The 24,457-nt window shown below is 62.0% G+C and carries 21 protein-coding genes, 2 tRNA genes and 1 pseudogene; 13 read left to right on the forward strand and 11 right to left on the reverse strand.

Going from position 1 to position 24,457, the window contains the following annotated elements:
* Positions 1-134 precede the first annotated feature (134 nt).
* Positions 135-1,388 (forward strand): tyrosine--tRNA ligase, encoded by a 1,254-nt coding sequence (tyrS, locus tag X757_RS144660; protein WP_023690219.1) that lies wholly within the window; start codon positions 135-137, stop codon positions 1,386-1,388.
* Between the two features lie 17 nt (positions 1,389-1,405).
* Here tyrS and X757_RS144655 read toward each other — a convergent pair whose 3' ends face one another.
* Positions 1,406-4,792: a DUF3971 domain-containing protein gene (locus X757_RS144655; protein ID WP_023726937.1), complete on the reverse strand. Its 3,387-nt coding sequence runs from the start codon at positions 4,790-4,792 to the stop codon at positions 1,406-1,408.
* Positions 4,793-4,976: 184 nt separating this feature from the next.
* On the opposite strand from X757_RS144655, the gene X757_RS144650 reads away from it, so the two are divergent.
* Together X757_RS144650 and X757_RS144645 are read left to right on the forward strand one after the other, a co-directional pair.
* Positions 4,977-5,444: a peroxiredoxin gene (locus X757_RS144650; RefSeq protein ID WP_023726938.1), complete on the forward strand. Its 468-nt coding sequence runs from the start codon at positions 4,977-4,979 to the stop codon at positions 5,442-5,444.
* A gap of 164 nt (positions 5,445-5,608) precedes the next feature.
* Complete coding sequence (locus X757_RS144645) at positions 5,609-6,886, forward strand: M23 family metallopeptidase (RefSeq protein WP_023726939.1); 1,278 nt, start codon at positions 5,609-5,611, stop codon at positions 6,884-6,886.
* Between the two features lie 177 nt (positions 6,887-7,063).
* Here the strand turns inward: X757_RS144645 and X757_RS1000000169050 are convergent, their stop codons facing one another.
* Complete coding sequence (locus X757_RS1000000169050; RefSeq protein ID WP_031251405.1) at positions 7,064-7,249, reverse strand: hypothetical protein; 186 nt, start codon at positions 7,247-7,249, stop codon at positions 7,064-7,066.
* Positions 7,250-7,308: 59 nt separating this feature from the next.
* Positions 7,309-8,490 (reverse strand): M24 family metallopeptidase, encoded by a 1,182-nt coding sequence (locus X757_RS144635; protein ID WP_023726940.1) that lies wholly within the window; start codon positions 8,488-8,490, stop codon positions 7,309-7,311.
* Between the two features lie 212 nt (positions 8,491-8,702).
* Here X757_RS144635 and X757_RS144630 point away from each other — a divergent pair, with 212 nt between their 5' ends.
* From X757_RS144630 to X757_RS144610, 5 genes are all read left to right on the forward strand, one after another.
* Positions 8,703-9,869 (forward strand): ROK family transcriptional regulator, encoded by a 1,167-nt coding sequence (locus tag X757_RS144630; RefSeq protein WP_023726941.1) that lies wholly within the window; start codon positions 8,703-8,705, stop codon positions 9,867-9,869.
* A complete protein-coding gene (locus X757_RS144625; protein ID WP_023726942.1) occupies positions 9,866-10,630 on the forward strand; it encodes an ATP-binding cassette domain-containing protein in 765 nt (254 codons plus the stop codon). The genes X757_RS144630 and X757_RS144625 overlap by 4 nt, the downstream gene beginning before the upstream one ends.
* A gap of 41 nt (positions 10,631-10,671) precedes the next feature.
* Entirely contained in the window at positions 10,672-11,712 is a 1,041-nt protein-coding gene (locus X757_RS144620; protein WP_023684845.1) for a sugar ABC transporter substrate-binding protein, read from the forward strand.
* A gap of 161 nt (positions 11,713-11,873) precedes the next feature.
* Positions 11,874-12,869 (forward strand): ABC transporter permease, encoded by a 996-nt coding sequence (locus X757_RS144615; protein WP_023726943.1) that lies wholly within the window; start codon positions 11,874-11,876, stop codon positions 12,867-12,869.
* Positions 12,870-12,882: 13 nt separating this feature from the next.
* Positions 12,883-13,653: an SDR family oxidoreductase gene (locus X757_RS144610; RefSeq protein ID WP_023726944.1), complete on the forward strand. Its 771-nt coding sequence runs from the start codon at positions 12,883-12,885 to the stop codon at positions 13,651-13,653.
* Here X757_RS144610 and X757_RS144605 read toward each other — a convergent pair whose 3' ends face one another.
* On the reverse strand, positions 13,654-14,475 hold the full coding sequence (locus tag X757_RS144605; RefSeq protein WP_023726945.1) for a M15 family metallopeptidase: 822 nt from the start codon (positions 14,473-14,475) through the stop codon (positions 13,654-13,656). It lies immediately after the preceding gene.
* A gap of 87 nt (positions 14,476-14,562) precedes the next feature.
* On the opposite strand from X757_RS144605, the gene X757_RS144600 reads away from it, so the two are divergent.
* The gene (locus X757_RS144600) at positions 14,563-15,126 is read left to right on the forward strand and encodes a hypothetical protein (protein ID WP_031251408.1); all 564 of its coding nucleotides are present in this window, start codon (positions 14,563-14,565) and stop codon (positions 15,124-15,126) included.
* 76 nt (positions 15,127-15,202) lie between these two features.
* Here the strand turns inward: X757_RS144600 and X757_RS144595 are convergent.
* Positions 15,203-15,278: transfer RNA gene (locus tag X757_RS144595), tRNA-Val, on the reverse strand.
* A gap of 218 nt (positions 15,279-15,496) precedes the next feature.
* Here X757_RS144595 and X757_RS144590 point away from each other — a divergent pair.
* Positions 15,497-15,573 (forward strand) — tRNA-Asp (locus tag X757_RS144590).
* A 45-nt stretch (positions 15,574-15,618) separates the two neighbouring features.
* On the opposite strand, the gene X757_RS144585 is transcribed toward X757_RS144590, so the two are convergent.
* The 3 genes and pseudogenes from X757_RS144585 to X757_RS1000000168060 form a co-directional block, all read right to left on the reverse strand.
* Positions 15,619-16,806, reverse strand: a complete 1,188-nt coding sequence (locus X757_RS144585; protein ID WP_050587145.1) for a hypothetical protein — start codon at positions 16,804-16,806, stop codon at positions 15,619-15,621.
* A complete protein-coding gene (locus X757_RS0134440; RefSeq protein WP_023690232.1) occupies positions 16,799-17,089 on the reverse strand; it encodes a hypothetical protein in 291 nt (96 codons plus the stop codon). Before X757_RS0134440 ends, X757_RS144585 begins: the two co-directional genes overlap by 8 nt.
* Positions 17,090-17,351: 262 nt before the next feature.
* Positions 17,352-17,545: pseudogene (locus tag X757_RS1000000168060) on the reverse strand (adenylate/guanylate cyclase domain-containing protein); the annotation flags it as partial.
* A gap of 467 nt (positions 17,546-18,012) precedes the next feature.
* On the opposite strand from X757_RS1000000168060, the gene X757_RS144580 reads away from it, so the two are divergent.
* From X757_RS144580 to X757_RS1000000166820, 3 genes are all read left to right on the forward strand, one after another.
* Entirely contained in the window at positions 18,013-18,297 is a 285-nt protein-coding gene (locus X757_RS144580) for a hypothetical protein (protein WP_023694089.1), read from the forward strand.
* A gap of 1,255 nt (positions 18,298-19,552) precedes the next feature.
* Complete coding sequence (locus X757_RS144565) at positions 19,553-19,852, forward strand: DUF1236 domain-containing protein (protein WP_023726949.1); 300 nt, start codon at positions 19,553-19,555, stop codon at positions 19,850-19,852.
* A 323-nt stretch (positions 19,853-20,175) separates the two neighbouring features.
* Complete coding sequence (locus X757_RS1000000166820; protein WP_081725558.1) at positions 20,176-20,469, forward strand: helix-turn-helix transcriptional regulator; 294 nt, start codon at positions 20,176-20,178, stop codon at positions 20,467-20,469.
* 1,116 nt (positions 20,470-21,585) lie between these two features.
* On the opposite strand, the gene X757_RS144560 is transcribed toward X757_RS1000000166820, so the two are convergent.
* Genes X757_RS144560 through X757_RS144550 form a run of 3 tightly spaced genes read right to left on the reverse strand, consistent with a single transcriptional unit; the run spans position 21,586 to position 23,627 of the window.
* The gene (locus X757_RS144560; protein WP_023684830.1) at positions 21,586-22,299 is read right to left on the reverse strand and encodes an ABC transporter permease; all 714 of its coding nucleotides are present in this window, start codon (positions 22,297-22,299) and stop codon (positions 21,586-21,588) included.
* Between the two features lie 39 nt (positions 22,300-22,338).
* The gene (locus X757_RS144555) at positions 22,339-23,370 is read right to left on the reverse strand and encodes a cation diffusion facilitator family transporter (RefSeq protein WP_023726950.1); all 1,032 of its coding nucleotides are present in this window, start codon (positions 23,368-23,370) and stop codon (positions 22,339-22,341) included.
* Positions 23,367-23,627, reverse strand: coding sequence for a metal-sensing transcriptional repressor (locus X757_RS144550; protein ID WP_023684828.1), 261 nt, complete (start codon positions 23,625-23,627; stop codon positions 23,367-23,369). The genes X757_RS144555 and X757_RS144550 overlap by 4 nt, the downstream gene beginning before the upstream one ends.
* Positions 23,628-24,457 lie beyond the last annotated feature (830 nt).

The following is a 24,457-nucleotide window of genomic DNA, read 5'->3' on the forward strand; positions in this document are numbered from 1 at the left end:
GCGCGGCAGTGCAGAATAGGCTGTCCATGCCGGCGCAAAATCGGAAACCACTTTTGCTTGACGCGCTTGGATGCTAAACGCCCGCGTTCAGGCCATGCCGGGCCGTTCGGACCCGGCGCTTTCAGGAAGAAACAATGCCCGCCTTCAAGTCCGAATTCCTGCGCGTCATGAGCGAGCGCGGCTTCATCCACCAGATTTCGGATGAGACCGGGCTGGATCAACTTTTCGCGAAGGAAACCGTGACCGCCTATGTCGGCTACGACGCCACGGCGACCAGCCTGCACATCGGCAATCTGATATCGGCGACCATGCTCTACTGGATGCAGGAGACCGGCCACCGGCCGATCGCACTGATGGGCGGCGGCACCTCGATGATCGGCGACCCGTCCTTCCGTGACGACCAGCGCAGCCTTTTGACGCCCGAGGCGATCGCCACCAACATCGAGGGCATCAAGCGAATTTTTGGCCGCATCCTGCGCTTCGGCGACACTGGCAACGACGCCATCATGGTCAACAATGCCGACTGGCTGATGAAGCTCAACTATGTCGAGTTCCTGCGCGATGTCGGCCGCCACTTTTCGGTCAACCGGATGCTGACCTTCGACAGCGTCAGGCTGCGGCTCGAGCGCGAACAGTCGCTGTCCTTCCTCGAATTCAACTACATGATCCTGCAAGGCTATGATTTCGTCGAGCTCAGCCGCCGCCACGACTGCCGGCTGCAGATGGGCGGTTCGGACCAGTGGGGCAACATCATCAACGGCGTCGATCTCGGCCACCGCATGGGCACGCCGCAGCTTTATGCGCTGACCACGCCGCTGCTGACGACATCGTCGGGCGCCAAGATGGGCAAATCGGCCAAGGGCGCGGTGTGGCTGAACGGCGACCTCTTCTCGCCCTATGATTTCTGGCAATACTGGCGCAACACCGAGGATGCCGACGTCGAGCGCTTCCTGAAGATCTTCACCCGGCTGCCGCTTTCGGAGATCGCGCGGTTGGCCGCCCTTGGCGGCTCGGAGATCAACGAGGCCAAGAAGGTGCTGGCCACAGAAACCACGGCCATCGTGCACGGCCGCGAGGCGGCGCTCGCGGCCGAGGAAACCGCGCGCAAGACGTTCGAGGAAGGCGTGACGGCCGAAACCCTGCCGAGCGTCGAGGTGGATGGCGCAGCGCTGGAAGCTGGCATCGGCATCCTGTCGCTGCTGGTCACCGCGGGCCTTGCCGGGTCGAACGGCGAGGCGCGCCGGCATATCCAGGGCGGCGCCGTGCGCCTCAACGACCAGCCGGTGGCGGACGACCGGCGGATGGTGACGCCTCAGGATTTGAGTCCGGAAAACGTCGCAAAGCTTTCAGTGGGCAAGAAAAAGCACGTGCTTGTGCGGCCTGCCTGAGCCGTCTTCTGGGATCCTCAGCGATACTCGAAGATCGACCGGAAAATGCCCGGCGCGATTACCGATAGCGGGTTGATGTCCAGCACCGGCTTGTTGGCGTTGCCCTTAAGCCGGTAGGTGACGCCGATCAGGCCTCGGTCGCGGCCGTTGCCGAGCAGAACGCCGACCAACGGCAACTCGCCGAAGATGCGGTTGAGGCCATAGGCCGGCATGAAGGTTCCGGTCATGTCCATATTGTTGTTCTGGTCGTAGAGCGTGCCTTGGAAGGTGGTGCCGATGCGCGGGCCGCGCAGCACGCCATTCGCCAATTTCAAATAGCCCGACCCCTTGTCGATCTCGGTAAAGCCGCGCTCGAACTTTACCCGCGAAGTGTCGATCTTGCCCTTGACCGCTTCGTTCAGGCTGCGGCTGTCGCCGGCTGGCGTAGTCGATACGATGGACGCAAGCTTCGGTTCATTGACGATGAAGAAGTTGCTCGAATCGACCTGTCCCCGCATCGGGCCGTCGGCTGCGCCGCTGAGCGCCAGCGTGATCGATCCGCCTTCCATATGCTCGTAGATGTTGAGGAAGCGCAATATGGCGCCTGCGTCGGCCGACTTCATGGTGAGCGCGCGAGCACCATTGCCTGCCGTATTGCTGATGGTGATGGCGGCGCCGGAACTTGCCGCGGCGCTGACCTTGAGCCTGTTCACCCTGGAGCCGGCGGCACTGTAGTCGAGCTTCAAATTGGACAGGACCTCGTCATGGAACCCGCTTAGCGAATTGACGTCGGCGCTAACCGAAACCGCGTCCGTGCCGGTGGTTTTGGTGGCGGTATCGACATCGGAGGTGAACTGCTTGATCAGCGAGCGGGCATCGAGCGCGTTGCCGCTGACATCGACTGCGAAGCCCTTGCCCGACCGCTTCACCGTCACGGCGACATCGTCGCCCCGGTTCAAGGCGACTTTGCTGAAGCGGGCCGAAGACAGCGCGCCCTTGACCAGGACGACATCGCCTTCGACCGAAAAGCTCTTTCCGTCGAGGTCGAAGTCAGACAGCGTCGTGGTATCGCCGGACTTGCTCATGGTAAAAGTGGCATTGGCGGCAATGCCCGGCCCCTTGCTCCAGCCTGCCCAGGGAATGTCCAGCCTGGCGCTCGTCAGGTCAACGTCGACGTTCTGGCTGCCGCCTTCGCCGCTCTTGTCGATTGCCACCTTGATGGTGCCGGAAATCAGCGGCGACAGGCCAGGCATGGCGATGGCGCGCGTCTTGTCGTCGAGCACAAGCGCCACCTTGCGGCTGCGCGGCGGCCCGCCATCCCTGAGCGGCTCAACCAGATCGAGCTCGGCTGGAATGCCGTTCAGCCGCGCCTTGGCAGAGATCACCGCCTTGCCGGGCCCGACTTCGATCGAGCCGTCGGCATCGGTCACCATCTGGCCTTCGAACGGCTTGGCGAGCGACAGGTCCTTGTAGTCGAGCGATACCAGCCAATCGAGCTTCGACGTGTCGACGCCGGATTGCAACGGAATGTCGGCCTTGACGTGGCCGGTCACCGTGCCCGACAGGTCGTCCGGCAAGATGCCGACATGGCGCATGGCGTTGATCGGTTCGTAGGAGGCAAGTTCGGCGATGGCCGGCGCCTCGCCGGCGACGTCGATGTCGAGCGCGCCAATCACCGGCGGGTGGTTTGCCGCCTTTACCGACAGTGTGCCATTGCTTGCCGCCACGGTGCGGCCGCTCGGCATATAGACGCTGCCGGAGGACAGCGCGACGTCGACATCGTTGCCGTGGAAGGAAACGACGCCGACGGCATCGCGTATCGGCGGGATGCGGCCGGCGGTGTCGAAGCGCGAGCCCTCGACCTGGAAGCGGCCGAACACCTCGTCGGCCGAAAGCGGCACGCCGTTGCCGAGACGCCCCGGCACGACCTGGAACTGCAGGCTGGCATCGACGACGCGACCGCCAAACAGGTTCTGCAGCACCCACAGCCGCGCATTCTTGGCGGAGAACCAGGGCCACAATTGCTTGACGTGCGAGACCGCCATGTCGTGGACGTTGAGCGACACCGAGATACCCGGCGGTCCGTTGTCGATGAAGGAAACCGCAGCGGTTCCCAGCACTTCGCTCCCCGACCCCGACCTGATGCCGATCTGGTCGGCGACAAGCTTGCGGCTCTTGACCTGATAGACGCCGGCGATGCGGGCGAAGAAATTCAGCGCCGGCTCGGGCGATTCCGAAGGCGCCAGCGTCGAGCCGTCGCTGGTCAGGTCGTAACGATAGGAAGGCTCCTCGCCGGCCGCGCCGGTCGACGGCTTTGGCCCGATCGAGCCGGCGAAATTGAACGCCGAGCGCCCGGTCTTTAGAACCAGCCTGCCGACATCGATCTTGTTGGAGCCGGAGACGAGGGCGGCGTCGACATCGACATCGGCCGGCAACAGCCCGCGTGTGCCGAGGTCGAGCACCGAGCCGGTTAGCGACAGCGAGCCCGTCAGCCGCGAATCGGTCTCGCCCGAGCCTTCGGATCCGGTGAGCTTCAAAGCAATCGCGCCGGTTCGCCCGCCGGCCGCCGGCGTTGTCTCCGCGACATCCGCCATGTCGATGGCGGCGTTCAAGGCGGTGACGCGCATCGAGCTCGTATCGCGGGTGGCGGTGGCCGTGACGGTGAGCGCGCGGCCATCGACATCCGCCTCGGACGAGAACTCCACGCTGCCGGGGCCCGACTGCAGCACCGTCGCGTTGGCGATCATGACCAGCTTGACCGATCCGGCCTCGGGCAGCTCGAATGCGACATTTCTGAGATCGATGCGGCGCATCGAATCCTCGCGCACGGCATCGAGTGCACGATTGACGTCACTGAAGACGGCGGCGGCCAGTTTTTCCGGATCGATGAGACCTTCTTGATTGCGCAGGCGCGCTGTCCAGTCACCACCCGACGGCATTGCCGCGGTGACGATATGGGCGTCGGAAATCTTGGCGCTGGTCAGCCGAACCTCGCCCGAAAGCAGCGGGATAAACCGGATGCCGAAGCGGACGCGCCCGGCATCGGCCATCGGCTTGCCGTCGGCGGTCTCGACGCTGACATCCTTGACCTGCAGCGCAATGAAGCTCGATCCGTCAAGTGTCAGGCTGGCAGGACCGACGGCGACTTTGACGTCGAAACCGGCCAGTTTCTCGATCGCCGTTTCGGCTTCCAACCGCAGCCGTTCGCTGCCGATGCCGGTGGCGCCGATGACGTAGACAGCCGCCGCTGCCAGCAGCACAAGGGCTCCAATGCCGGCAAATGCGCGAACAAGAATACGAAAGCCGCGGCCGATCCGCGCCTTGCCGAGTGGCGGCACGCGGCAAGCGGACGGGAAAGCCCCCAGGTCGGTGATCTCGTCACGCCTGAACCGGATTTTCTCGTGTTGCGGTTCTTCCTGATCCACGCAATTTTCCGTTGTGCGAATTCGATCGTGGACGGATCCCCGCCCGACACTATAACGATGCAGGCTAGAGCATGATGCCGAAAAGTGTGAGGCGGTTTTCTCGGACAAACGGTTTCCGTTTGTCCAGGCATCATGCTCTATCTCTTTGATTCAGGGCCGCGTAACCTCAAACAAGGGCATCGATATGGCTGATCTCGACGTTGGCGACGTTGCGCCGCAATTCGATCTTCCGCGCGACGGCGGCGGCTCACTCAGCCTTGCCTCGATGCGAGGGAAGCCTGTTGTACTTTATTTCTATCCGCGGGACGACACCACAAGTTGTACCAATGAGGCGATCAGCTTTTCGCAGCTGAAGCCGGAGTTCGAAAAGGCCGGCGCCGTGGTGATCGGCCTGTCGCCGGACAGCGTGAAGAAGCACGACAAGTTCAAAACCAAATACGATCTCACCGTCGACTTGGTTGCCGACGAGGAGCGCAAGGTGATCGAGGCCTACAATCTGTGGGTCGAGAAGACGATGTATGGCCGCAACTATATGGGCGTCGAGCGGGCGACGTTCCTGATCGGCAAGGACGGGCGGATCGCCGGGATCTGGCGCAAGGTCCGGGTGAAAGGCCATGCCGAAGCAGTGCTGGAGGCGGTCCGCGCGCTCTGAGGCGCCACCGATCTGGCCAACGCCGCGCAGTGCATTAGGGGCATAAGACATATATGCGGTTGGCTGACACCGTTGGTCACTAGCGCGCCCGCGACGGCAAAACTTTGTTAACCCTAATAATGTGTAATCGGGCTTCGTTGGTGTCGTAACGAAAGCTTGGTCCCGTGAACCTAACCGGTCAGTCAGCGGTCTTCGGCAGGCGCAAGGAGCCGCATACGGTCATCATTGCGCGGGGCAATGAAATACGGCATTTCACCATCCGGCCGTGGCTCGTCGCCTTTCTCGGCTCGGCACTGGCGGCGATCGCCATCGGCTATCTCTTGGCGACCTCCTATCTCGTACTGCGCGACGATCTGATCGGCGCCACCACGGCCCGGCAGGCGCGCATGCAGCAGGCCTATGAAGATCGCATTTCCGCATTGCGCGCGCAGGTCGACCGCATCACCAGCCGCCAGCTTCTCGACCAAAAACTGATGGAAACCAAGGTCAGCGAATTGATCGAGCGGCAGAGCCAGCTCAGCCAGCGCCATGGCCGCCTCGGCCCGATTCTCGAGCGGGCCGGAAACGAAGTCGGCACGCCGGCCGCCGCGGATGTGGCGGCAAAACCCGACGAGCATGCCGAACTGACTGGCGGCGAGCCACTCGCCTATTCGGTCGCCAGTCTTGGTTCGGGCGACACCAGGCCATTCTCGCTGTGGTCGACACGTTCCGATCCGCTGCCCAGCGAAACGGCTGCGGACCGCGCCGACAAATTGTTCGTCTCGATCAATGATTCACTGAAGGCTATCGAGAGCCAGCAACTCACCCGCATCGAAACCCTGGCCGACAACGCCTACAAGAACGCCGATGCCATCACCCAGGCGCTGGAAGCGGCCGGTCTGCCGGTCGACAGCGATTTCGGCAAAAACGAAAGCGATGTCGGCGGACCGCTGATCCCGCTTGACAGCTCGATGATGTTCGACAGCAAGGTCAAGGAACTCGACGAGGCGCTGGATACGCTCGACCAGTTGAAGAAAGAGGCGCGGCGGCTGCCGCTTGCCAACCCGGCGCCGGGCCACTCCGTCACCAGCCCGTTCGGCGTGCGCACCGACCCCATCCTCGGCACCGCTGCCCTGCATTCAGGCATGGATTTCCGCGCGCCGGTCGGCATGGCAGCCAAGGTCACCGCGGCCGGAATCGTCACCAAGGCCGGCTGGAACGGCGGCTATGGCCGCATGGTCGAGGTCGATCACGGCAACGGCTTTGCCACGCGCTACGGCCATCTGAGCGAGATCGACGTTGCCGTCGGCCAAAAACTCGCGGCCGGCGACATCATCGGCAAGACTGGCAGCAGCGGCCGCTCGACCGGCCCGCACCTGCACTACGAGGTCCGCCACAATGGCGAAGCCATCGACCCGCTGCTCTTCCTGACCGTCGGCAAGAAGGTCGAACAGTATTTGTAAGGTCAAGCCAGGCTGGTTGCTGCCCAACTTCGCCGCGCCCTGCCCGCTGGTTCCGCGATCCAGGGTCGCATCAAGCGCGGACCCGTGCCGACAAAACTGTCCCTGGGCTGAGGCAGATGCACGGCCACTGCGAAGCCCATCGAGCCATGGGCGTCATGGCCGCAGGCATGCATCACCTTATCGCCACATTGCGATTGACGGCCTCCCGGAGCCGACAATATCGACGGCCAGGCCGTAGCGGGCGACGTCGCGGATGTCTGATATCCCCTGCCCGGCCAGCATCGGCCTGAGATAAGCTCCCGTCCCAATCTTGCGGTTCGATAATTCGGGATGGCGGTGCAGATGACGGCGGATCTCGACCATCCGATCGAGAATTCCGGCATCGATGCGGGGGCGCGGCACCGCCCGGTGCTGCCGACCGGTCAGGATTTGACACGGATGTCTCGCGGGAATTTGGTCAGCGTCTCATGGCCGGTCTCGGTCACCAGAATGGTCTCGCTGATCTCGATGCCCCAGCCATCCATCCACATGCCAAGAATGGAGTGCAGGACGTTGCCGGGTTGCAGCGCGGTCTTGTCGCCGGGCCGCAGGCTGATCGTGTGCTCGCCCCAATCCGGGGGATAAGCGACGCCGATGGAGTAGCCGATGCGCGATTCCTTCTTCAGCCCGTAGCGCTGGATAACCTTGCGCCATGCGGCCTCGACCGCTTCGGCTGTGGTCCCCGGCCTGACCGCGTCGAGCACCGCATCCATGCCTTCGATCACCGCCTTTGCGGTGTCGGAGACACGGGCCGGCGTCTTGCCGAGCTGCATCGTTCGGGCGAGGCCTGCGGCATATCGGCGGCAAACGCCGGCGAGTTCGAGCGCGATCGTCTCGTCCTTGCCGAACCTCCGGTCGCTCCACATTATGTGCGGAGCCGATGCATTCTCGCCGCCGAGGATCGTCGGCGGGAGTGCCGTGATGTCGCCGGCGAAGTCTGGACTGCCGGCAATCTGCGCCGCCTGGATCGCGGCAATCGCATCGCATTCGCGCACGCCTGGCGCGATGACTTCGAAGGCCCGCGCGACAGCTGCTTCAGCCAAGGTCGACGCCTTGCGCAGGTAGGCGATTTCCGGCGCGGATTTCACGGCGCGGATCCAGTTCACCAGGAGATCGGCGTCGTGCCATTTCGCATTGGGCAGGCCAGCGACCAGCCGGGCATGCGCCTTCGGCGAGAAATAATAAGCTTCGAGCTCGATGCCGATATGTCTCGCGCCCCACCCCTTGGCGACGATGCAGGCCGCTATCCAGTCCATCGGATGGCGATCAGCGCGCTGCACGTGGTCCTCGGGGAAGCCGACCACATTCTCCGGCTTCATCCAGGCCGTCAGCAAGCCGCCTGCCGCATCCATGGCGCGGCCGATCCAGACCGGCTCGGCCTCGTTTTCGATCGGGACAAGCACGACCTGCGGCGTGTAGAACGACCAGCCGTCATAGCCGGTGATGTAATGCTGGTTGGCGACATCGTTGACGACCAGCAGTTCCAGCCGACGCGCCGCCATCTCGGCGCGGATCTTCTTGAGCCGCCGCTGGTACTCATCGCGCGCAAAAGGAAATTCGATCATCGGTTTTCCTGCTGGATCACTGGTCGGGCGAGCCCCGCGCCCGCCTGACGTCATTCACCATTGCGGTGGTTTCAGCCCGGCTGCAATCGGCCAGCGCGGCGCATGGGACAGGTCCTGCACCGCGTCTGGGAACCATTCCGAATTATTTTTGAATTCCATTTGACTGAATAAATTGCCTGTGCAAGTCTTAGCCTTCCTAAAGGGCGCGGGACATGGCACTGCGGGGAACCAATCAGGAGTTCGGGCGGCCTTACAACCGGCGCATCGTGCTGGAGTCCATCCGCCTTCACGGTCCCATAGCTCGCGGCGACATTGCCGGCCGCGTTGGCCTCACCGTCCAGACCGTATCGACCATCGTTCGCGAACTCGAAGAGCATGGCTATGTGCTGTCGCTGCGCGAAGAGCCGCGCGGACGCGGGTTGCCGCCGGCGACGCTCAGGATCAACCCCGAGGGCGGCTATGCCGTCGGCGTCCACCTCACCCCGCTGGGGATCGACGCGGCGCTCATCAATCTCAGCGGCGATGTCATCGAGAGCATGCATCGCGAGGCGCCGCATGCGACGCCCGACCATGCCTTCGAGCTGATCGGCGCGATGGTGCCCGAGCTGACCGCGCTGCGGCCCGGCGGACGCGTGCTCGGCATCGGCATGGCGCTGCCTGGACCGTTCGGCGTGGAGTCGATGAGCTTCGTCGGCCCGACGACCATGGCCGGCTGGAAGGATGTCGCGCTGCCGGAACGGCTGGCGGCGTCGACCGGGCTGCCGGCCTTCTTCGAAACCGACATGGCGGCGGCGGCCATGGGCGAACGGCTTTATGGTCTCGGCTCCGGTTATTCCGAATACTACTACCTCTATTTCGGCGTCGGCCTCGGCGGCGTCATCGTGCATGACGGCGCGGTGATGCGCGGCGCCTGGGGCAATGCCGGCGAAATCGGACACATCCCTGCCGTTCCCGGTGGCGAGCCTTGCCCATGCGGTAACAGCGGCTGCCTCGAACGGTATCTCTCGCTCGAAGCACGTCGCCGCCGCAACATCAGCGACGCCGCCTGGGTGGCCGAAGTCGCGCCGATCTTCCGCAACGCCATCGTCACCATCGAGAATATATTCGACCCTGAAACCGTCATCCTCGGCGGGCTTGCGCCCACGGACCTGCTGGAAAGACTGGTCAGCGCGGCGGCACAGCTTCCCAATTCGATCTCGGCGCGGCGCGACCGCAAGACACCGCGCGTGATGGTTGCGACCGGAGGCCAGCATTCGGTGCTGCGCGGCGCTGCCGCATTGGCCGTTTCCGGCGTGCTCTCGCCGCGCTTCGGCCAGATGTTCATCGCCGAGCGCGAGCGCCGGTCAGACCTCATGCACAGCAAGGGAGTGGCAGCATGACCGAACCGCTGCTGGTACTCGAAAACGTCACCAAGAATTATGGCGCCATCCATGCGCTGAGAGGCATCAGCTTCTCGATCGGCAAGGGCGAGGTCGTGGCGCTGCTCGGCGACAATGGCGCCGGCAAGTCGACGCTGGTCAAGATCATCGCCGGCGGCCTCGAGCCGAGCTCCGGCCGCATGCTGTTCGAGGGCAAGGAATTCCTGGCGAAGACGCCGGCCGAGGCGAAGGCTGCCGGTATCGAGACCGTCTACCAGGACCTGTCGCTGTGCACCAATGTCGACGTCGTCGCCAATTTCTTCATGGGCCGCGAGATCACCCGCAAGGTTCTCGGCATTCCGATCCTCGACGAACGCGCCATGGAGGCGGTGGTCGGCAAGGCGCTGGCAAGTGCCGGCACCCGCATCCCGTCGCTGCGCACCAATGTCGAGCACCTCTCGGGTGGCCAGCGCCAGGCCATCGAGCTCAACCGCTTCGTCCATTGGGGCGGCAAGCTGGTGCTGCTGGACGAGCCGTTCGCGGCACTCGGCGTCGAGCAGACCAGGCGCGGTCTCGAGATGATCCGCCAGGTGGCCAACCAGGGCATCGGCGTCGTGATCATCACCCACATCATGCAACAGGCCTTCCAGGTTGCCGACCGGATCGTGGTGATCCGGCAAGGCGTCGTGGCCGGCGATGTCGCACGCAACAAAACAAGTCCCGATGCGGTGATCAACATGATCACCGGTGAGACGCTTGCCGGTGCCGGACCGGCAAGTTGAGGGACAAAAGAGGGGTCCGGTATAAAAGAGGAGCGAACGACATGAAGCGAATACTGGTTCTTGTCTTCGGTATCCTGGCACTGGCTCTTGCCTCGCTCACGCCGGCAATGTCCCAGACCAAGGGCACCGTCTATTATATGGTCCCGACCCTGCTCGATGAATTCCAGACCGGCTCGGTGAGCGCGCTGGAGCTGTTCCTCAAGCAGGTCGGCTATGAGGTGAAAACACTCAACGCCGACAACAAGACCGACGCGCAGCAATCGCAGATGAACGACGTCATTGCGCTGAAGCCGGCGGCGATCATCCTGGCCGCCGTCGATTTCAACGCGCTGAAGCCGTCCATCGAAGCGGCGCGTGCGGCCGGCATCCCGGTGGTCGAGTTCGACCGCCAGATCACCTCGACCCCGTCCGATTTCACCTCGGTGGCGGGCACGGTCGAGATCGGCTACGTCGCCGCCGAGCAGGCGCAAAAGCTTCTGACCGCCAAGAACGGTTCTGTGAAGGGCAAGATCCTGCAGGTGCTCGGCGATCCCGGCGATCCCTACACGCTCGACATCCAGAAGGGTTTCGAGGAGAAGTTGAAGGCGTTTCCTGACGTCAAGATCATCTCGCTGCCGGCCATGCAATGGGAAGCCAGCAACGCCGGCACGATCGTTGCCGACCAGATGCTCGCCAACCCCGACATCGACCTGATCTTCAGCCATGCCGCGCACCTGTCGGTCGCAGCCGTCGCCTCGCTCGAGGCCGCCGGCAAGAAGCCGGGCGACGTCATGCTGATGAGCTCGAACGGCGCTCCGGTCGGTCTCGACCTGATCCGCAAGGGCTGGCTCAATGTCGAAGTCGAGCAACCGCTCTACGCGCAGGCCGCAGCCGTCGCCATGTTCATGGACAAGATCGCCGGCAAGCAGGAAATCAAGCCTGGCGAGTATGACGTGCTCGGCTTGAAGTCGACCGTGACCAAGGAGAGCTGGGGCCCCAACATCAAGATCCCGGGCGCCGCCATCACCAAGGAAAACGTCGACAATCCGGCCTTCTGGGGCAACCAGAAGCCGCCGACGGACACGATCAAGTCTGTCGAATAGTCGCTTAGCGAAGCGCTCCGGGTCGTTGCGGCCCGGAGCCTGCCCTTTCACGACGCCGCGACCCAGGACGCCGTGGCGAACCTAAACCCGCGCCTGAACCCGACGAAATCGAGTTGATTTCTCAGCCTGATTTTCTCGGGGGGCGCCAACCGGATCAGCCCATGAACCCGCGCAGCCGCAAAGCCCTGGAGTTCGTCCTCGACAACCTCGTCTGGTTCATGCTGATCTTTGTGCTGGTTGTCTTTTCCATCTTCGTCCCCAACTACTTCCAGCTCGGCATCTTCGCCAACATCATCGAGGCCTCGAGCGTTCTCGGCGTGATGTCGATCGGCCTGTCGCTGGTCATCATTGCCGGCCATATGGACCTGTCGGTGGAATCGGTGGCCGCACTCAGCGCCATGGCGGTCGGCATCCTGTTCTGCTCGTCGGGCATCGGCATGGGCATACAGCTCAATCCGCAGTGGCTGATGGTTCCGGTTTCGCTGCTGGTTGCGCTCGCCGTCGGCGGCCTCATCGGCGCCTTCAACGGCTATCTCGTGGTCAAGGTGAAGATGAGCGCCTTCATCATCACGCTGGCGTCCTACATCTGGGTGCGCGGCCTGGTGCTGGTGATTTCCGGCGGCCGCTCGGCACAGGATCTGGCGCCGGCCATCCGCTGGTTCGGCATCCAGCGAATGGCCGGCCTGCCGCTGACCGCCTGGATCGCCGTCGCCTGTTTCGTCCTGTTCTCGCTGATCATGGCCAAGACGCCGTTCGGCCGCCACCTCGTGATGATCGGCGGCAACGAGACCGCGACCTTCCGCGCCGGCATCCGCGTCAACCGCAATCTGATCATCGCCTTCGTACTTGCCGGCGCCATTGCCGGCCTCGCCGGCTGGCTGCTCGCCATCCGCACCTCGGGCGCCACCGCCAATCTCGGCACCGGGCTGTTGTTCAACGCCTTTGCCGCGGTCGTCATCGGCGGCGTCAGCCTGAAAGGCGGTGTCGGCACCTTGCCCGGCGTCTATGCCGGCGTGCTGCTGCTCTCCTCCATCAACACGGCAATCAACCTGATGGGCCTGCCGGCCAATTTCACCCAGGTGATCCATGGCCTGCTGGTGCTCGCCGCCGTGCTGCTCGACGCCTTCAAGCAAACCATTCGCCAAAGACTCGCATGACAGGACAGCTCACATGACCGGACGGCTGCAAGACAAGGTCGCGCTTATCGTCGGCAGCGCGCGCGGCATCGGCAAGGGCATTGCGCTGCGCTTTGCCGAGGAAGGCGCAAGGCTGGTCCTGGCCGACAGCGAGGCCGAAGCCGGCCAGGCGACCGCGGACGAGCTCGGCGCTGCCTTCATTCGCACCGACATCTCGCAAATGGCCGATGCAGAAGCTGCGGTGGCGCTGGCGCTGAGCCGCCATGGCCGCCTCGACATCGTCGTGCAGAATGCCGGCATCTATCCCTGGCAGCTCATCGAGAACACCAGCCCGGACGACTGGGACCGGGTGATGGCCGTCAATCTGCGCGGCACCTTCAACGCCACGCTGGCAGCGCTGGCGCCGATGAAGGCGCAGGGCTACGGGCGCATACTCTACACCTCGTCGATCACCGGTCCGCACGTCACCAGCCCCGGCCATGGCCACTACGCCGCCAGCAAGGCCGGCATCAACGGCTTCATCCGATCGGCGGCGCTGGAATTTTCCGGCTACGGCATCACCGTCAACGGCGTCGAGCCCGGCAACATCCTGACCGAAGCGATCGAGCTGCATCGCGGCGCCGCCTACATCAAGAACATGGAGGATTCGATCCCGCTCGGACGCCTCGGCAGTCCGCGCGACGTCGCCAACGCCTTCCTGTTCCTCGCCTCCGACGATGCCAGCTACATCACCGGCACCACCATCGTCGTCGACGGCGGCCAGTTGCTGCCCGAAGGCAAGGATTTCCGGCTGCTGCCGCCGTGATCAGCCGGATTTCTTGTACAGCAGCAACTCAGGCCGGTACTCGAAGTGCATGGTGTCGTAGTGATACCAGCGCCCGCCCCAGATGAAGCCGTTTTTCTCGAACAATTCCACGATTTCCAGCGGAATCCGGTTCTTGAAGGGAATGTGGGCCTTCGGGTTGGTTTTGTTCCTGTTGTTGTACCAATAGTCGGAGAAGCCGACATTGATATCGAAGGCCGCTCCGAACGAGTGAACGCTCAACCGGTCGGTGCCGGCGATCGGCCGCCAGACAAAGCCGCCGCCGGGCTTGAGCCCGTAACGGCTCAGCTCCGCGGGCATCGCCTCAAGCGCAGCGGAGACCTTGCCCAGCCGGTCGTTGATGCCGAAAATCCTGGTGACCTGCACGGTCTTCTTGCCGAGCTTCGGCAACCATTTGACGTTGGCGATGTGCTTGCCCACCTCGGCGGCACTTGCCCCGTAGAGCTTCTCGAAGAAAGGTTCATTGCGGATACGGCCGGGATCGAAATCCTCCGCCGGGACCAGCGCGCCCTCGGCTGCTCCGGGATAGACGTAGCGAAACATGTCTTCGATGTCGGGGCTCTCAAGCCGCGCGTCGGCGTCGCGCGCCTTGCCGTCGTTCCACACCATGGTGGTGCCGTCGGTCCAGGTCAGGACATTGCCCGAAATGGTGAAAAGGCCGGGATAGGCTTTGAGCAAGGCTGCCTTGGCGGCGGGCTGGTCGACGCCGTCGCCCACATTCCCCGCATAGGCGAAGCGCCCTATACCAGAGATTGCCAATGCCAATAGCAGCTGTAACATCAGCCGCCGTGGATGGTCGATCATTGTGCTGCCTCCGCGAGGGCTTTCATTCATCGTGCATTTAACAAGGCAGCTGTACCATGCTGGTCGAATCGAACGGGAGACAAAATCATGTCAAAAACCTTCACTGCTTTGATCCGGATGACGTTTACATTCATTTGCCTGGTCGGCCTGGCCTCGTCAGTTTCTATCCTTTTCCCCGCCACCGCGTCGGCCCAGCGCATGCAGAAATGCGCCGATGAAGGCGGCACGTGCCGCCTGCCCTACCCCTCGGAAGTGGTCTACGGCGCGCGCGGCCAGACCACCTCCCGCTTCTTCGATCGTCGTTCCGTGCCTTGCTCGAATCGCGTCTTCGGCGACCCGGCGCCCGGCCGCGACAAGGCCTGCTATATTGCGAGGCGCGATAGCGGTAATGATTATGGTGACAACGACGACGACAATTACGGCAATGATGACAATTACGGCGATAATGATTACGGCCAGGGCCGCGGCAGATGGGTGGCCTGCGCCTCGGAGGGGCGGTTCTGCGAGTTCCGTGGCCGCAAAGTGGTGAGATACGGGGCGCGTGGCCAGTACGTCCAGGGCGTATTCAGGAACGGCGTCGCATGCAGCGTCGACGCCTTTGGCGAGGATCCCATCCGCCGCGTGAAGAAGAACTGCTACGTCAAGCGATAGACTAGCGCGCCAGGAAAGAACGGCGGGTGCGGCTCATTGCGGCCGCGCCCGGCATTCGGGATATGCGGGCCGGATATGGTGGGCGATGACGGGCTCGAACCGCCGACATCTTCGGTGTAAACGAAGCGCTCTACCAACTGAGCTAATCGCCCGCTCCGGCCGGACCTTTAAGCGGTCGCAACCGGCTTCGCAAGGCCAAATGAACAGCTGCGAGCTTAGCCGCACAGTGGTTTTCGCGGGCAAAGTGCCGCCCGTCAAAAAACCTTCTCCTGTTTGCGTTTATGCTGTCCAGCTGCGCTTGACACCCGGTGGCGAACCCCTTATCCACCGCCCCAACGACGAACACGGCTGACACGTGCTCGTCCAATGCGCGGGTGTAGCTCAGTTGGTTAGAGTGCCGGCCTGTCACGCCGGAGGTCGCGGGTTCGAGCCCCGTCACTCGCGCCATTAATTTCAAGGGGTTAGCTACCGCCCCTTGAAAAGTTTCAACTCTCATTCTGCGGAGAGTTTCAACTTTCTGTATTCGTTCCGTTCCAGGCCAAGCAGCTTTCTGCCCTTGCGGCGGCTGGCGTCAGCTGAGCGGACGGCGGCCAGATTGACCGGCATATAGGTCTTCTGCAGCGCCTTGTTCCCGTCGATCGAATTGCCCATCTTGGCCGAGATTGCCTCGACCGACGCGCCTCCGGCATTTGCCTCGACCGCGCCGGAACGCCGCATGTCCATCAGCCGCCGCTTCTCCGATGTCCCGAACACCAGCGTGCGCAGATCGGCAAAGTCGTCGACCAGAGAATCCTTGGTGTAAGGCACGCCGGCGCGCGGCCGGCCGCCCTTCGGGCCCGGCGCGAAACCGCGCGAGCGAAAGATCGGCGCATCGTCAAGCAGGGTGACGCCTAGTGATTCGACATAGGCCAGCACCAGGCGCTGCGTGCGTGACGACAGCGTGCCGAAAGCCGCCTCGCCACTCTTGCTGCGTGCAATCAGAAAACCCCATTCCTGTGCTGTCTGCATTGCCTGCGCCGGTGTGAGCGTGCGCACGTCGACGGGTGAGAAGCTCGTGTCCCACGCAACGGCGATGACGCAGGCCAGTCCGCGGTAGCCGGCGCGCCAGGCGCCCTTGACCATGCGCACCGCCTCGCCTGCCGTCCAGGTCTGGTGGCGCGGTGGTGGCGTCTGGCGGCGGATCGCCTGCGATGGGTCGGAGCCGGGCGGGCATAGCTTCATGCCGGCCATGACATTATAGAGCGAACGCCACGTCTTTACGGCACGGTAGGCGATGTCGACACCTTTGACCCGGAGCAGACGGCCATACCAGTCGTCGAGCAGCTCGAGGGTGATGTCGGCTGGCGGCAGGTCGGCGAAGTACGGCTCGATGAAGGTCCAGCCGCGTTCCCAATCCTCGCGGGTGCGCGGTGGCTTGCGCTTCCATGCATCCATGCGGCGATAGCGTGCAAAGGCGTCTCCGATGGAATCCTTTGGCCATACATGCAGGCGCGACGGCTCCTTGCCCTTGCGGAGTTCCTGCCAGCGGTCTTCCCACTCCCTGGCTATCGTCCAAGCCTCAGGCCCGTCGATTCCACAGGAAATGCATCTGAAGCCAGCTTCGACCATCTTCGGCGTCGGCAGCCAGTAGCCGTACCTGCCCTTACGGATGACGTAGTGCTTCAACTTGATCTTACCCAAGCGTCGCCAGCCTCGCTCTTGCAATGTCAATGCTAGACTGCCCGCCGGATCCCGATCCTGCAAGACCCGAGCGTCGATCGAGCCAGGAGTCGATCGCAACCATGTCGTAGTTGCCGGTGATTGGGCAGGCCTTGGGAAAGCCTTGATCCTGCAACGCGGGCAGCAATTCCATGAATTCCCGCAGCGTCAGGTGGAGATAACGCGCCGCCTTGACCGCCGGCACGAGCCGCGGCTGTACCGGGAAGCGGATAGATGACGGTTGTAATGTGTGGGTTTGGCTCATGGCACCAAAACTCTATCCACCGTCCATCGGGACAGCGGATGGGCGCTTGTCGTTGAGCGGGTGTGAATTTCGCCCGTGTCAGCACCTCCGCCGCACAGCATGCGATTTTCCTACTCCGTGATCTCGTTATTCCTGCATCGAGGGTGAATGAGAACTTAGAATAACGACCTTTTTCCCCCATGCCTATTCGTCCAATCCTTAATTCGCAGAATCGGCGGCCACAGGGCGAGAATACTTATAATCGGCGGCTTCAAAGCCGCTACGCCCGGGCAACCCGGATACCCTCGGCGATGTTGACGCCACTACCCATCAGGTCGCCATCGTGCTCCTGCACGACGTCACCCAGGTGAATGCCAATCCGGAACTCAATGCGACGATACCGGGCACCCCGGCACTGTGCTTAGCAATAGCGTTTTGACGCGCGCAGCGGACTGCTTCCACAACGCTGCTGAACTCGAAAGCTGTGACAATGAAAAGTCCGCCACCGTGAGCCAGACCAGAAAACTCATATTTTAGCACCTGCGAAACAAAGCTCGCTATTCCGCGTTGAGGCTCGTCGAACAACGGAGCTTCACGAATGGATCCGGCAACTGCAGCTGTGATGATTTTGCTTTCTTGCAGTCCCGCCCAGGGAGTCTGCAAGCCACTCGATACATCACCGTCCATGTTCGGATCCCTTGAGACATGCGAGTTGGCGTTAGCCGTGAGGCTCGAGGGCGCTCCCAACGGGGAGATCGTGGGGCGATGCAGTTCGATTGATCCCTCCGCTACAGGTTCCGTTCCAGCCGGGTATAGCACGATTGTCGTCACGCGGGGCACAGGGGCGGGTGCGGTGAGCAGTCGCTACATCGTGCCACACAAAAACTGAAGCCAGCCACCGTGAGGCAGCGGGCTATTCATTCTCGACCGGACAATTATAGGCCTTGCCCTCCCTCTATGAAGCCATACTCGGCATCGATGGCTTCGCGCTCGTCGTCCGCTTCGCCATCGTCGTCGCCTTCCCTGTCATCGGTCCCGTTGACTTCGATGCCACCGGCCAGACAGGGTTCGAGATCCGGGTCGGGCTCTACGAAGTCGAGCAGCTACATCAGGCGTTCTTCATCTTCGATCGAGCGACGGACCGCCATGTCCGAAAGGCAGAGGTTCGTGGCTGGATAGCGAAGAATCGCACACGGCTTTCCTTCATTCGCATGGTTCGCAGAGATTAGCATTATCGCCTACTCTCATCTCGTCCGACGTCGTCTCCCTGAAAGCAGCGCCGGTTAGGCTCGGCGCCCTTCTTGGTTTCTCCCCGTATGTCAAAAGGAGGTCGCCGGGCCTTGCCAGGCCCCGCTGCTCATCGCTTGCGGGGTGTCCTGATGACTGAGCTTGGCCCCGTGGCCTAACGGCCAGAACCAAACGTTCCGAAAAGCTTTCCCAGGCTGGCGGCAGCCGAAGGGCTGCAGAAGAGGGATCGTCAGACCGCTCCTGGCGCACCACAGCGACACCACCAAGCTGTAAGTCAGGTCCATCGGCCCTGCTGATGAGTGCCCTTGGACAGATGGATTGCGTTTGCCACGAAAAAGGAATCGTACCGGCCCGTTCTCAGCACATCAGCCGGAACGGGCCATGGGCAGAAGCAGCCAACTGGCTAAAATCGCAAGACGACCGAAGGACCACGTCGGCGATAGCACCGGACCCGACGGCGCCCGTGTCGCCAGTAACTACGGCAGACTCTTCTCCAGCCGCGCCGGCGGCGGCGGCGCCGGTGGTAGTAATCTGGGTCGTAGTCCGGGTCGTAATCTTGGTCGTAATCTTGGTCGTAGTAGCGCCGATGGTTGACCGGCTCCACTTCCGCGTGAGTACCTTCGTTGTCGAAGGCGTCTGGCGCGTCGAGTTCTTCGAGAATGCCGCTTTTTGCCGCTGGAACACCGGCCAATGCGTTGATAGGCCGGACCGCGCTTGCAAAGGCTGCTGCCCCTGCAACGCCAAATATCGCTGTCAAAAAGGATCGCCGATCCATAGTAAACCTCCCAAGTTACATGAGCTGAACGAAGCGCCCCGCCTGCTGAAGGAGCAGGCCCAGCGCACGGTAAAATAGAGGATTCGCCAGCCGCTCAAGCAACTCGCGAATCCTATCAGCGCAGGAAGGGACCTGGCTGCGCCGATCCAAGACATGTCAGCTAAGGACGACCGCCATTACCAGAAAGGTAACGGCTGTTGCAAAAATCGGTGCGAGCAACCATCGCGCCTGGCCAACACTTTGATCCATTTGTTCTCTCCCGTTGTGGAGAACCAACTGGCTGAAGCCCTAATCCGTTCCGCCTAGTCCAAAGGTAAGACCATTGCGTTGTACGGTCGGACTTTAGACCAATCGGATTAGACAAAGGTGCGTAGGCGGGAACGTTTACCCCGGTTCAAAGTTGGTTGCCGGGCAGTGCGGGACGATGGTCGTCGTGTGCCGGTCCTTGCAGGAGAGAAGATATGAAGATGCACTTTGTGAACACCGCCGCAGCCATGTTGCTCTTGGCGGGGATCGGCTCCGCCGCCGCTGACGACATTATCATCCAGCCGGAACAGGACACGGTCATCCGTGAGTATGTCAAGAAGCAGCCCTTGGCTTCGGTGAACCTTCCCGGCGCGGAATTGAACGTCGGGACAGCTCTGCCGGAAACTGTGGAGATCCACGAGGTCCCGAACGTCAAATACCGTTACGTGGTGGTCGACAACCGCACGGTCCTGGTAGATCCGGGCACCCGCAAGATCGTGAAAGTTTACGACTGAGATTTCGAACGAACCCACGCTCGCCACCCTTGGGTGGCGAGTGTGTGCATTCAAACGCTACTCAGCCGGACAATTCAAATTGCCACTCAGCTGGACAATGAACATGACGAACCCTGAACTCGAGAGGACGCAAGCCCTGGTTGCCCGCTTGGCTGATCTCCAAGCAAGAATGCAGGCAGCACGTCTTGTTGGTGCCGAGGTAACAACCGTCCGAAAGGTTGCAGCCACAATCGATGACGGCTTGCGACAGGCCGGCCTCACACCGTTAGAAATCGCAGAAGGTCAAGGGGAACAGTTTAGCGATACTAAATGTTCGACTGGCTATGGACAGCCGAACCGTACTCTCAGCAGATCAAGTCAGAGCAGCACGAGCCCTACTGAACTGGCCGCGTGTGCGACTTGCCGCCAAGGCCAATCTTAGCGAGATGGTGATCAGCGATCTTGAGAACGGATACAGGAAACCGCGGCCCCACAACATCGCCGCCATCCGCAAAGCGTTTGAGGATGCCGGAATCGTTTTCACCGTCCAAGGCACTCCATCGCTAGCCCGCTCAGAAGGTGATAGCGGCCTAGCCGCCGATAATAGACGGTGGCGGGGCCGGGAGAAAAAAGGATAGCGGGGAAAAGCCCGTGTACCCACTGCACCCGATCTCTAAAGCGGCCGCTAACAAGGGCGGTTGTTCACTGACTTTGTGCTGGCGCTCACCTTTCTAAGGTGCCGCTCGAATATGGCCAGCTTCTCTTCGTAGCCGATCCGCACTCTGGACCTGCAACTATCGCATTTGAAACCGGCAATCGTTTTCAGCCAGGATCCCCTTCTCACCATACGGCGTGAACAGGAGGGGCATTGGAATTCTAAAGGTACGTCGCGCAGTTCATTTGATAGAGGCGCTGTGCATGTTCTCCTCAGCGGCACGGCCACTGCAACAAAGTAGAAGGAGAAATGTTTCCGCTTCGGCCATTTACGCGGAGCAATCAGACCTAAGTCCAAATGCTGAAGGGGGCAGGCAAGCTGTTCCTTGCCCTTCGATCCGGATCGTCTCCGTGGCCTCACCATACTCGGCCGTAGCTCAAAGGCTCGTATCACCGGCCAGAACGCGCAGTTCATCCAGTGGAATGGGACAGGACCGGCAAAGCCTCGCGACCGAACTTCTCGAGATTAGACGGATCCGTTGGCCTTCCTCAGAGGCCATGGCATAAGATTCGAGCTCGATCGGCTGTCTTCCTTGCCCTTCTCTATAACGCGGACCAGCCGTTCTCAGCAGGCTTCGGCCACTCCACACTGTCTGAGTTTGTGTTCTGAACTGTGCCGCCCATCGCAGTTCCCTCCACCTCCAACAGGCTAATTACGGATTATAAGACCTGGGGAATCGATCTTTCAGGTGGAATCCGCATTAGCGCTGGATGTTGCATCGCGGCGCGGAGGGGTTTTGTTAGCTCCCCCTCATCTTGACGCTGGCGCCGGCTGCTCCAAAGTCTTGGGCATGGCTCGGGGAAGTATCAAAGTTGGCGACGAGGTCGCAGTCACGGCGATTGTGCGCGGCCGCGTGACGCCCGATCGCGCTCCTTGCCATCCTTGCGCGCTTGGGCGCCGTACATCCAGGCGTAGGTGGCGCGCTATTTCTTAGGCACGGCCATTTCCATCATCCTCCCAGAAATCCAGCAGCCTTGCGTGCCGCAGCTTCTCATCGCCTTTTCCTAAGAAAGGAGAGGGTCTGTGGACAGCTGTGGCTCTATCCGGCTGTAAGTTGCCAGACCGCTACGCTGGCGAGGGCAAGGCCCGCTGCGCCTTCGATTGCTCGCGATATGGTATCGAACAGCCGTGGCCTGCTGTCGAAAAAATGCACCAGGCGCTCCCGAAACAAGATCGACAGTACCGCCACGCTGGACAGCGTTAGGGCCACGCCCACCATCATGGTGATTGCGAACAGAATTCCAGCTCCCGGCACCCCTCTGGAAATCGCGAAGGTCATGACAAAAAGGGTCAGCGGGCACGGAATCAAACCGGCCATGACTCCAACGGCCTCGCCCTCATGCTTGTGATGGTGGCCGTGGCTCACCGAACGCCAAAGCATCCAGACGCCGATCAGCCCGAGCAGACCGCGACTCACACCCTCAAGCAGTGGTGCGCGTCCAACGCTGCCCAATGCAATCGAGACGAGCGGCAGGGAGAATACGGCGATCAGCACCGCTGTCGCCACGTGAGTGAAGGACAGCGTAATCGACACCAGGAGGCCGCGCGAAACCTTCGCATCCGAACCTGCAAGGTAAGTCGCCAAGACAGCCTTACTGTGGCCGGGCGTCAGAGCATGTGCCGCACCGAACAGGAGGCCCATCGGCAGAAAGGCAAGGAACGCAAGCCAATCACCGCCAACTGACAGCAGCTTTATCTGATCTGCGAGCGCCAGGTATATGGAGCGCTGAAATTCGACAAGCGCCTGGAACATCAGCCGAGACCGGCAAAAGCGAGTGGTTTCCGGCAGTTGTCAGTGCTGGTGGCCGTGATGTTCGCCCTGATCATGAGAGTGCGGATGCTCGTGCTCACCTTGGTCGGTCAAAAACCGGATGTTGGCAGATGCGAGCGCCGGCATGTGTTCGAACAGTTCGTTCTCCAGCGCCGCCGTGATCTTGTTTGCCTCTGAGAGAGGCAAGGTTCCGTCGGCTGCAATAGCGATGTCGGCATGCAACTTGTGGCCAATCCAGCGGGCCTTGGCGTCGACAACGCGAGCACCCTGCACATGCGCAGCGGCATGCTGAATTTCGGCCATCACGCCCGGCTCGACGCCGTCGAGCATGCGGGTGAGCACTGAGCGCGCCGATTGCCAGACGATACCGAATATAGCGACCGTGATGAGAAGCCCGATGATCGGGTCGGCCAGTGGAAATCCGAGCCAGACGCCCATGGCGCCGATGACCACTGCAAGGCTGGTAAGCCCGTCGGTGCGGGCATGGTAGCCGTCGGCGACGAGCGCCGCACTGTTGATTTCCCTGCCGATACGGATGCGAAACACCGCGACGGCCTCATTCCCGAGGAAGCCGACAATGCCCGCCGCGGTCAGCCAACCGAGATGAGTCACTGCCTGCGGACTGACCAGGCGCTCGATAGCCTGGTACCCGGCGACGATGGCGCTGAACAGAATGATCAGCACGATAATGATACCGGCCAGATCCTCTACCCTGCCAAGGCCGTAGCTGAAGGTCCGTGACGGCTTGCGTCGTGCCAGCATGAATGCGATCCAGAGCGGAATGGCGGTTGTGGCGTCGCCTATGTTGTGGATCGTATCGGCCAACAGCGCCACGCTGCGTGACACCAACACCACGGCCATCTGCAATGCCGCCGTCATGGCCAAGATGACGAACGACCATTTGATGGCCCAGATGCCGCGGTCAGTGGTTGCAATCGTTGCGTCGATGACCCCGTGCGTATGGCCGTGCGAGCCATCGTCATGAGCATGCGCGTCATGATCATGTGACCCGAAGCCGAACCAATCCAAGACGCGTGCGCCGATACTGGTCATAGGTATTTCGCCAGTTGCTTGAGCTCTGCCAGCGAGTTGCCTCCCGCTTCCGTGTCGATCAGACAATGTTCGATATGATCGTGGATCAGTTCTCGCTTTGCGCTGCTGATGGCGCTCTCCACTGCATGGAGTTGCTGCGCTAGGTCCAGGCAGGATCGCTGCGCCTCGAACATGCCAAGCACGGATGCAAGATGCCCCTGTGCGCGCTTTAAGCGCTTCACGATAGCCGGATGAGAACTATGGATGCCTTCGGACATGCCCACCGGTATCCCCCCAGGGAGGATGCGTCAAGTATGATGTGAGCGCAGATCGGCTCTTGATCAGCCACCCCGCAGAGCGTGTATCCTATGGCGCTGAATGGTTCCGGAAATTGGAATCTGGGCTTGAAAGGGCTGGCCCCTGTGCAATACAGGAACCAGCCATTAATCCTACCAACTCAATGAACCGTCCAACTTTATGGGGTCAGTTCACGACCGGGCCTTTCTTTGCGTGGTGAAACTGAAGAAGCCCGTCGGTCCGATCAGCGGGCTTTGTGATGGGGATGGCCCGCGCCTGCTTCCGAGGCTGCGCGGGCCGACCATGGACGCATCTTGGTCACCGGCCGGACCGCTGAAGAACGAGCCGGGTGTGACCGAACTGCCTTGGAGCGGGAATGTTCCCGGCTGACGCAAAAAGCCCGCCAGCATGAGCCGGCGGGCAATCGATCTGGAGTAGCTGGACTCATCCAGCATAGTTCAACGACGGCGGAAGGTTCGGTAGCAACCCGCGCTCGTCGCTCCCCAAGGATCCAGGGAGCGGCGAGTTGTTGCCCTGCGAGCGCGACACAGAAACTTCGCCGCGCCATGAAAGGACGGCGTGGAGCGCGCAAGCTCTGCAACAAGCTGCCGGCGCTCTGGGAGGTCTGTCCGCTTTTCGGATTGCCAGTGCCAGTCCAGACCAGCACCCTGCCTGGTGAGCGTAATCCCGCAATTGCCTGCGCTGAAGGCGGCGTAGGGCCGCCCATTGGGCGAGACTGGACTTCTAGACTGGAAGCCACCAATTCCTGCACCGCTTCGGGAACGGCCAACGGCACCATCTGCGCCGGATA

Origin of the sequence: Mesorhizobium sp. LSHC412B00 (assembly GCF_000503035.1) — a bacterium.
In the GTDB taxonomy this organism is placed as follows: domain Bacteria; phylum Pseudomonadota; class Alphaproteobacteria; order Rhizobiales; family Rhizobiaceae; genus Mesorhizobium.